Source organism: Steroidobacter sp., from assembly GCF_016790065.1.
Taxonomy (GTDB): domain Bacteria; phylum Pseudomonadota; class Gammaproteobacteria; order Steroidobacterales; family Steroidobacteraceae; genus Steroidobacter.
Window position 1 is genome coordinate 1 of sequence record NZ_JAEUPY010000533.1, and the last position, 5652, is coordinate 5652.

Below are 5652 nucleotides of genomic sequence, written 5' to 3' on the forward strand. Positions count from 1 at the left end.
GCCACCGCGTCGAGCTGGCCCGCCAAGTACACATCGGCGATCTGCTTGGCCAGGGCGCTGGTCGCGATCACCGTGTTGCAGGTTAGGGCAACCGCCAAGCGCGGCGCGGGGAGGTAACCGACATACGCTCTATAACCTGCATCCGCACCGGAATGACCGATCAGCTGCAAGCCACGATAATTCGTCACATCCAACCCGGCGGCGTACTGAATCTTGCTGCCGTCATTCAACCTGCCCTGCTCGATCATCCGCCGCGCGAATCGCTCGCCGCCGACCTCGCCGGTTTGTAGATTCGCCGCCCACTTCAGCAGATCCTCCGACGTGCTCAACAGGCTGGTGGCACCGACGGTGTTGAAGTTGGTCACGCTGTTACGAAACCCATCGCCAGAGCGCTCATAGCCCACGGCGGCATTCGGCACGAGCTCAGTGAAGTCATCGCGGAAATGACTCGAACTCATCCGCAACGGCGTGAAGAAACGTTCGGTCGTAAACTCCCGCAACGATTTTCCGGCGGTCGCCCGGACGATCTGACCGAGCAGCGTGTACCCGGTATTGGAGTAGGAGTATCGCTCCCCCGGCGCGAAATTCAGATCGCGCTGGCGTGACACAACGCTCATCACGTCGTCATCGGTAATCAGATCTCGCGATTGTCGCCAGCCTGAGAAGCCGAGCAGCGCCCACTGGTCCCGCAACCCACTGGTGTGATGAATGAGATGGCGGATCGTGATCGACCTGCCGAAGTCCGGCAGCTGCGGCACATATTTCCGCGCTTCATCATCCAGCGACACCCTGCCTTGCTCCGCCAACAGCATCACCGCGGCGGCCGCGAACTGTTTGGAAACCGACGCGACATGAAAAATCGTATCGCGACCAATGGGCACGCCGTATTCCAGATTGGCCATACCGTAGCCACGGCTGTGGACGATCGTGTGATCTCTCGATACCGCCACGGAACAGCCTGGCGACCGAGTGTTGTCCCATGCGGAGAACAGCGCATCGACCTTCGCTGAGTTGCTGGAATCTGCTGCCGCCGCGGACGCGGCGATGGGAGTCAGTGCCAGAGCCACCAGCCCGGCTAGCGTCAAAGTACGCACGCTCACCATGCACCGTGCAGGGTCATGGTGAAGCTGCGAGGAGCGCCATAAACATTCAAGCTGATCGGGCTGGTCACTCTTTCGTAATATTCCTTGTCGAACAGGTTGTCGATGTTGATGGAGAGTTTGTAACGCTCGTTGATTCGATAGCCGGCCATCAAGGCCGCAGTTGCATAGCCCGCACCTCTGAGTCTCGGGAACGTCGAACTGATCTGTTCGGAGAACCGGCTGACGGCGCGCATTCCCGCGCCGATCTCCAAGCCGCTGATCAGGCTTTCGGGCAACCGATAGTGCACCCAGAAGTTGACGTTGTGTTTCGGCGTGATGCTGCTGAACTGCTGGCCGGCCTGCCCGGCTGCGCCCCGAATGTATTCGGTTTCGGTGAAGGTGTAGCCTGCGGTGAGATTCAACCCCGGAGCCAGCTGACCGCTCACCTCGGTTTCGAATCCTTGGCTGCGCACCTCACCGAGCGGAATCACGAAACTAGGATTGGTTGGATCGGTCAGCGCGCGATTCTCATCCTGCAGTCGGTAGACCGCCGCGTGCGTGTTGACGCGTCCGTCACGAAACTCCGCCTTGATGCCAGCCTCATACTGACCGCCGATACGCGGCTTGATCTGAGTACCCGTCACCGTGAGGCCATTCTGCGGCACAAAGATCTCTGCATAGCTGGCATACAGCGATAGCGCCTTGTTCAGGTCGAACACCACGCCGGCATAGGGAGTGAACTCATTGGTGGCGTCATAGTCGGACACGACGACGTTGGTGAGACGATTGGTAATTGTCGACTGCCACCAGCTCAACCGGGCGCCGCCGATCAGGGTCAATGCACTGGCAGGCTTGAAGCGCAACTGGCTGTAGACGCCGTAGGACTCGACCTCGGTGGTCCGCCAAAACGTTCGGTTGGCGTTCGGTCGCGGCACCAGGTTGGGATCGAACTCATGGATATTCATAGTCACCAGCGTCGGGTTGTCGCGCCGGCTGATGTGGCCCAGGGAAGTCCGATAATCCGCCCCGATCAGAAAGTTGTGAGTCTGCCCAAGAAACTGCAGCGGCGTGCTGAAGTAGACGTCCGCCGTGGTGTTCTGCGCGGGGCCGACATCGTGATATCGGGAACTGCTGAATGAACTCGTGTTGTTAGCGGACACACCGGCAGCAGTGGCCATGCTCACAAAAGAGAAGGGATTGTCGCGTTCTACGCGGCGTACCGCGGCTTTGAAGTTACCGCCGCTTGCCAGCCTGTGCTCCAGCTCCACGAAACCATCACGCGTGTCGCTTTCCAAGCGCGACCAATCCGTCACGAACGCAATGGCACGCGACACATCGAGAAGTCGGCCATCGCCGTAGGACGGCAATCCGTAAGACTGTGTCGCATCGATCTGCTGCCAGCTGCCGCCCACCGACAGCGTGGTTCGTTCCAGCAGATCGAACTCCAGCGTGCCATAGACCAATTGCTTGTTGCCATCGACGTTGTGCAGATAGGACTCCCAGTCCCCCAGCGCCGTCACCAGGCGACCGCGTACTCGTCCCGAAGCGGTCAACGCACCGGTCACATCGAGCTCGCCCTGATAGTTGTTCCAAGAACCGGCGCTCAACTGGGCCTGCAGCTGGAAGTCCGATAGCGCCCGCTTGCGCACCAAATTGATCGACATGCCCGGGCTGCCGGGGCCTTTGAACATGCCGGCCGCGCCTCGCTGCACTTCAATGCGTTCGATCATGGCCGGATCGGGTTGCGCGCTCAAACTGCTGACGCTGTCCACCGGCATGCCATCGAGCTGAATGATGTCGGCACTGAAGCCACGAGCGGAGAACGAGCTCATCAGACCGGTGGTGCCCACCGTCTGGGTGGTGACGCCAGTGACGAACTTCAGGGCATCGTCGATGGTCTGGAAGTTCTGATCTTCCAGGCGCTGCCGCGTCACCACCGAGATGGAATGCGGGATCTCACGCAGCCGCTGCGAAGTCTTGCCCACCACGTCCACTTGAGCCGTATACGCACCGGTCACGACCACCTCTTCCAGATCGGCCGTGGGCGAGACCTCCGAGGGTTTGCTGGGACGAATCGCCACGGTGTTGTCGTTGACGAATTCGTAAGTCAGCGAGGTGCCCGCCAGCAATTCCATCAACGCCGCTTCAGCCGTGTACTCGCCTGAGAGTCTGGCGGCTTGCAGCCCTTCGCCGGCCTTCGAATAGAACACCACCTGGAAGCCCGCCTGCTGCGCCAACTGCTTCAAGGCATCGTTCAGCGGCAGCGCCGGAATATCGACGGCCACCGGGCCGGACAGGCGATGCGCCTGTTGCGCCGTGGCCAGACCGCCCATGAGAATCAAGGCAGCCGCGAGGCCCGCCTGCCGAATGGTCTTCATTTATGTCCCCTATCGGCCCACTGTGAGCCATGACTGTTCTGGAGTCATAGACTGTGGTTCGAGCGCTGTTTACCGACGGCAAAACTGCCATCGGTAAATTGCCCGGCTCGCACAGTCTTAGGTAGATCGGATCAGGATCCGCAATGCTTTGAACGCTCGTAGCCCCGACAATCCGCATGCATCCTCCGAGTTCGCCGGGAACGCGTTCGAAGAGTATGGCCCCGAATTGCATCGCTTCCTTATGCGGCGCACCGGGTGCACCCAAACAGCGCACGATTTGGCGCAGGACGCCTATTTGCGCTTCGTGCTGGTCGCGCGCCGTGAACACATCCGGAACGCGCAGGCGTTCCTGTATCAGCTGGCCTCCAATCTCGTTTACGAATTCCGCATGCGCGAGCGGAATAGTCGCGTGGTGTTCGACTCCAATTTGCTGGAGACAGTCGATCATCTCAGTGCTCCGGCAACGGAGGCGGACCCGCTCGATCAACTGGCCTCGGCGGACCAACTGGAGCGCCTGTTGAGACCGCTGCCCAAGGCCTATCGCGCGGTGTTGCTGTTACGCAAACGCGATGGCCTGAGCCCGGCGGAAATCGCGCAACGGCTGGGATTCACTCGTAAGACCGTTTACGACTATCTCACTCGTGCGCTGGCGATGATCAGAGAGAATCGACAGGATCGGTAGCGATGGACGCCCCCACACTGGACAGTACTGAACGGGCCCGACGTCGCCTGCTCAACGAGCAGGCCGCGGCGTGGCTGCTAAGACTCGAGCACGAGCCTTCGGCGGAGACCGAAAGCGGCTTCCGTCGCTGGCTGGAGAGTTCGGCCGAACACATGCGAGCCTTTTTGGAGATCACGGCAATCGATCGCGACTTCGGTGCCATGGCCGCGCTGAAGGATGTCGACCTCGATGCCCTGGTCGAAGAAGTCCGCGAGGAAAATGGCTCGGAGGTCGTGCCTATGCAGGCTGCCTACGTAACACCTGCCAACCTCGTCCGGCCGCAATCCATACGCCGACGCACTGCTCTCGCCGCAGCGCTGGCGTGCATCGTAGTTGGCGCCTTCTCATTTATCGCTTTCAAATTCGGCTCGCCGCCGACCTACGAAACTGCGACCGGCGAGCAGCGCGCACTGAAGCTGGATGATGGCTCGTTGGTACATCTCAATACGAAGTCGCGAATCGCAGTCGCCTTCGATGAACAGATCCGAGAAGTGCGGTTGCTGGAAGGCGAAGCCATGTTCACTGCCGAACGTGATCGTCGGCGTCCGTTTCGTGTCGTCACACCCTCGGCGGTAATCGAAGTGGTCGGCACGCGCTTCAATGTTTATCGTCGCGATACCGAGACCACTGTTTCCGTCGTCGAGGGCCATGTCAAAGTCGCGGGTAACGGCAAGCAAATCTCCCTCACCGCGGGAGAGCAAGCGACGATCACACGCGACGGCCAAATCACTGAACTCGGCAATGGCGCAGTTGCCAAGGCCACGGCCTGGCAGCAGAGAAAACTAACCTTCGATCACGATCGGCTCGAGTTCGTGGTGGAACAGTTCAATCGATACAACAAGACCCAGCTGGTCATCGACGACCCGCAAATCCGCGCTCGCGAACTCGACGGGGTCTTCAACGCTGACCAACCTCAGGCACTGCTCGACTTCCTGTCGCTGGAAAAGGATCTACGCTTCGCGCGCGACGGGGACACGGTTCGAATCGAACTGAACTCCTCGACTGCGGACCGGTGACGGGGCAGCGTCGGGCCAAACCTCATCACGGTCGGCGACTACAGGTTTCGCGGGCGCAGCGCCAATGCGGGGGTCTAAGCAATTGAAAACGCCGGTCTAGCACGCAACGTTGATGGTCTCATCAACGAAAGAGCTCGTTAAAGGCGAGCTGAAGGTGAGGAAGGCGCATGAAAAAGAAACGTGATCTGTTTGCCGAACTCACAGAGGGTTTTGACGCGCTTGCCGAGCACCGCGCCGGCAAGCGCACATTGCGCACCCATACAGTGAAGGTCAAACCTGCTCCGAAAATCACCCCTCGCGAACTCGCCAAGGTACGCAAAGACATGAACCTGTCGCGTGGGCTGTTTGCTGGCTACTTACGCACCAACGTGCGAACGCTTGAGAATTGGGAACAAGGCCGCGCCAAACCCAACGCTCAAGCCGCATTGCTGATTCGCCTGGTGCAGCGATATCCG

The 5652-nt window shown here is 60.0% G+C and carries 5 protein-coding genes; 3 read left to right on the forward strand and 2 right to left on the reverse strand.

The annotated features are described in order from the left end of the window. Positions 1 to 1100 (reverse strand): serine hydrolase domain-containing protein (locus tag JNL55_RS22055; RefSeq protein WP_293858981.1); only part of this gene is annotated, 1100 nt, incomplete at its 3' end. Beyond that, positions 1097 to 3460: a TonB-dependent siderophore receptor gene (locus JNL55_RS22060; protein ID WP_293858984.1), complete on the reverse strand. Its 2364-nt coding sequence runs from the start codon at positions 3458 to 3460 to the stop codon at positions 1097 to 1099. The genes JNL55_RS22060 and JNL55_RS22055, both read right to left, overlap by 4 nt. Positions 3461 to 3608: 148 nt before the next feature. Between JNL55_RS22060 and JNL55_RS22065 the strand changes: the two genes are divergently transcribed. From JNL55_RS22065 to JNL55_RS22075, 3 genes are all read left to right on the forward strand, one after another. Then, positions 3609 to 4142: an RNA polymerase sigma factor gene (locus JNL55_RS22065; protein WP_293858988.1), complete on the forward strand. Its 534-nt coding sequence runs from the start codon at positions 3609 to 3611 to the stop codon at positions 4140 to 4142. A 2-nt stretch (positions 4143 to 4144) separates the two neighbouring features. Beyond that, positions 4145 to 5197 (forward strand): FecR family protein, encoded by a 1053-nt coding sequence (locus JNL55_RS22070; protein ID WP_293858991.1) that lies wholly within the window; start codon positions 4145 to 4147, stop codon positions 5195 to 5197. Between the two features lie 167 nt (positions 5198 to 5364). Next, the coding region (locus tag JNL55_RS22075) for a helix-turn-helix domain-containing protein (protein WP_415923138.1) at positions 5365 to 5652 on the forward strand (288 nt) is incomplete at its 3' end.